This is a genomic window from Mesorhizobium sp. M7A.F.Ca.CA.004.04.2.1, assembly GCF_004022825.1.
Classification (GTDB): Bacteria; Pseudomonadota; Alphaproteobacteria; order Rhizobiales; family Rhizobiaceae; genus Mesorhizobium.
This window is the reverse complement of sequence record NZ_RZPH01000688.1, coordinates 1-3,309: the sequence shown is the minus strand read 5'-3', so window position 1 is coordinate 3,309 and position 3,309 is coordinate 1. Positions and strand designations below refer to the sequence as shown.

2 protein-coding genes are annotated in these 3,309 nt (G+C 67.2%); both read right to left on the bottom strand.

Going from position 1 to position 3,309, the window contains the following annotated elements; genetic code table 11:
* A partial coding sequence (cobG, locus tag EN893_RS25245; protein ID WP_128361855.1) for a precorrin-3B synthase occupies positions 1 to 1,270 on the bottom strand: 1,270 nt, incomplete at its 3' end.
* The coding region (locus EN893_RS25240) for a cobaltochelatase subunit CobN (RefSeq protein WP_245490902.1) at positions 1,267 to 3,309 on the bottom strand (2,043 nt) is incomplete at its 5' end. The genes EN893_RS25240 and cobG, both read right to left, overlap by 4 nt.

The window sequence follows — 3,309 nt, the reverse complement described above, 5'->3', positions numbered from 1 at the left end:
CCTTGGCGCAGCCGGAAATGTGCAGCGTGAAGTCGAGGATGTCGGCGTTTTCAGCGGCAATCGTCTCGGCGATCTCGCGCGTGGCAATGCGGCCGGAGGCGCAGGCCGGCGTGCCGGGGCAAGCGGCAATGCGCGTGCGCGGGTCGGTGGGGGCGGTGACGAAGCCGAGGGCGGTGGCGGTGTGTTGGAGGGGTTGGTTGGCTGCCGGTGGCTGACCGAGGAAGAGCAGGGCGCGGCCGGGGGCTAGGCGGATTTCGGTTGTGTTGAGGGAGAGGGCGTGTTGGGCGAGAGCGATTAGCTTGTCGGCCGGCATGCTGCCGTAGGGGAGGGCGATGCCGAGGGCGGTGGCGTGGCTTACATTGAAGAAGCCAATTGGCCGGCGAGAGTGCTCTACGGCGCCCCCCTCTGTCCTGCCGGACATCTCCCCCTCCAGGGGGGAGATTGCGCTTGGAGAGCCGCGTTCGCCAACTGTCGATGCTGCAAGAGGGGAGCCTGCGGTGAAGCTGCCAATCTCCCCCCTGGAGGGGGAGATGTCCGGCAGGACAGAGGGGGGCGCCGTAGAATGCCAGCCTGCGAGAGAAGCCAATTGTCTCTCCGACAGATCCCTTGCGTGGGCCTCACGGCCTTTTTCGGCAATCATTCTTAGAGCCGCGACGGCGATGTCGCGAGCCGCACCTTCATCAGCAAACGCTAGCGGCTTCGCATTCTGCCCGTCACCCGCGACAGACACCTGCCATTGGATTCTCGCACCACTGCGCGTTGCAGCAAGCCGAACATCGGCCGTCACCGAATCCAGCCCAAGTTGCCCACCGCCATCGACAATCACCGAAACCTTCGGCCCCAACCGTTGCGCAAGCCCAGCTTCTTCGATTGCAGCCCTGATCCGTTCAGCCAGTGGCCGGGGATCGGCAATCTCTTGCGGATCGATGCCAGCCAGCGGGCCGGTCTCGACTGGCACGCCGGTGCGCACCGCGATATCAAGCGCATCGACCTCCGCCGCCAGCAGCATCGCGCTGTCCGTCGTCAGCCCACGTATCTGCAGACTGCCGCGCGCGGTGACTTCCATGATGCCATTGCCATGCCGCAAGGCGGATTCGGCTAACCCGATCAAAAGCTTCGGCGACAATCCTCCAGAAGTCGGGCCTCCAGAAGTCGGACCTCCAGAAGACGGGCCTCCAGCAACCGGATTGAGCCGCACCAAAAGCCCGTCGCCGGTCTGCATCGGCGCCGACAAGGCCGGGCAGGCGCCGCGGCGTGAGAAGGCGTTCATGCCGCCACCCCAAGCGCTTCTGCTTCGGCAATCAGGGCGGTGAGATCGTCATCGACGGAGTTGCGCAGGGGATGCCAGAGGCCACGCCGGCGCGCCGACAGGAAGCGCTGGGCGATGACCTTGGCAGCGGCGGGGTTCTCGCGCAGGATGAAGGCGCGGACCATGGGATCGCCGAGATAGGCATCGTGCACTGCCTCGATCAGCGTGCCCGAAATGGCGTGCGTGGTTTCGGCGAAGCCGACCAGGCGGTCGACGGTTTCGGCAAATTCGGAGGCGCCACGCGGGCCGTGGCGCATCTGTCCCGATATGAAGCGAGGATTGACGGCACGGGCGCGCACCACCCGCGATACGGCCTCACTGAGCGAACGCGGCTTGGGCTTTTGCGGGTCCGTGGTGTCGAGCACGATGACGTCGGCATTCCTGCCGAGCGCCGCAAGGGCTGCGGAAAAGCCGCCGATGAAGGCGACGTCGGCGGAGCCTTCGAGGATGTCGCGGCCGGGGTCGTCGCCGGTGTGGACGAGAAGATCGGCCTCGGCGATGCGGGTTTCGAAGGCGCCGGGCACCGAGATGCCTTCGCCTTCTGCGCCGCCATAGGCGTGCGATGTGGCGTCGAGATAGGCGCGGCCGATTTCTTCGCGCGCCGCCCAGTTGCCGGAGGACAAGATATCCTCGACGCCGGCGCCGTACGTGCCGGGCGAGGTGCCGAAGATGCGCGGGCTGATCTTGCCGTCAGCGCGGGTTTTGGCCGCGAGCGGGTTTTCCGAATCCTCCTCGTCGCGGGCGGCAACCGCGTTGGCGGCGGCATCGATCAGCGCGATCTGGGTCGGGAACATATCGCGGAACAGGCCTGATATGCGCCAGGTGACATCGACGCGTGGCCTTCCGAGCGGCGCCGGCGGCAATACCTCGATGCCGGTGATGCGGCCGGTCGCCGAATCCCATTGCGGCCGGCAGCCCATCAGAGCCAGGCCTTGCGCGATTTCCTCGCCGCCGGTGCGCAGCGAAGCCGAGCCCCAGAGATCGATGACCAGCGAGCGCGGCCAGTCGCCGTGCGATTGCATGTAGCCGCGCACGACTTCCTCCGCCGCTGCCTTGCCCAGATCATAGGCGGTCGGCGTCGGCATGGTGCGCGGGTCCGAGGTGAACAGATTGCGGCCGGTGGGCAAGACGTCCGAGCGGCCACGCGCGGGCGCCCCGGCTGGACCGGCCTTGACGTGGCGGCCATCAAGCGCGGCGAGCAGCGCCGCTTTCTCGGCGTCAGCGCTTTGTCGCCGCATGGCGTCGGGCTCATCCTCAGGGGCGCGGCCATAGAGATGCAGCCCATCCTTGATGGCAAAATCCTTGAGGTCGCAGAGCCAGGCGTCGATGCGGCGCAACGCTTCGTCGGGTGCGTCGGTCGTGGCGACGCCGGCTTCGGAGGCGAAACCGGTCTTTTGCGCGGTGTCGACGATCAGCTTCGCCAGACGATCTCGGCGGCGGCGGTCGAGCCCGTCGGCCTGGGCGTATTCATCGACCAGCCGCTCGAGCTTGTGTTGGTTTTCGTCGAGCCCGGCGCCGGTCAGCGGCGGTGGCAGATGACCAAGGGTGACGGCGGCGATGCGGCGCTTGGCTTGCGCCGCTTCGCCTGGGTTGGAGACGATGAAGGGATAGACGACGGGCAAGGCGCCGGTGACGATCTCGGGAAAGCAGTTCTCCGAAAGCGCAACGGTCTTGCCCGGCAGCCATTCCAGCGTGCCATGCGCGCCGACATGGACCAGCGCGTGGACGCCGAGCGACTTTCGCAGCCACAGGCCGAAGGCGATCAGCGCATGGCGCGGGGGCAGCGTCGGATCGTGGTAGTCGGCGCGGCGGTCGGCGGAGCGGCCGCGATCCGGGGCGAGGGCGATGGTGACGTTGCCGAAGGTGGTGGCGCGGAAGGGGAAACTTCGGCGCGAGGCGCCCCCCTCTGTCCTGCCGGACATCTCCCCCTCAAGGGGGGAGATTGGCAGTTTTGACGCTCCGCCCTCTCCTGCAACACTGGAGGTTGGCGAAACCGGTAA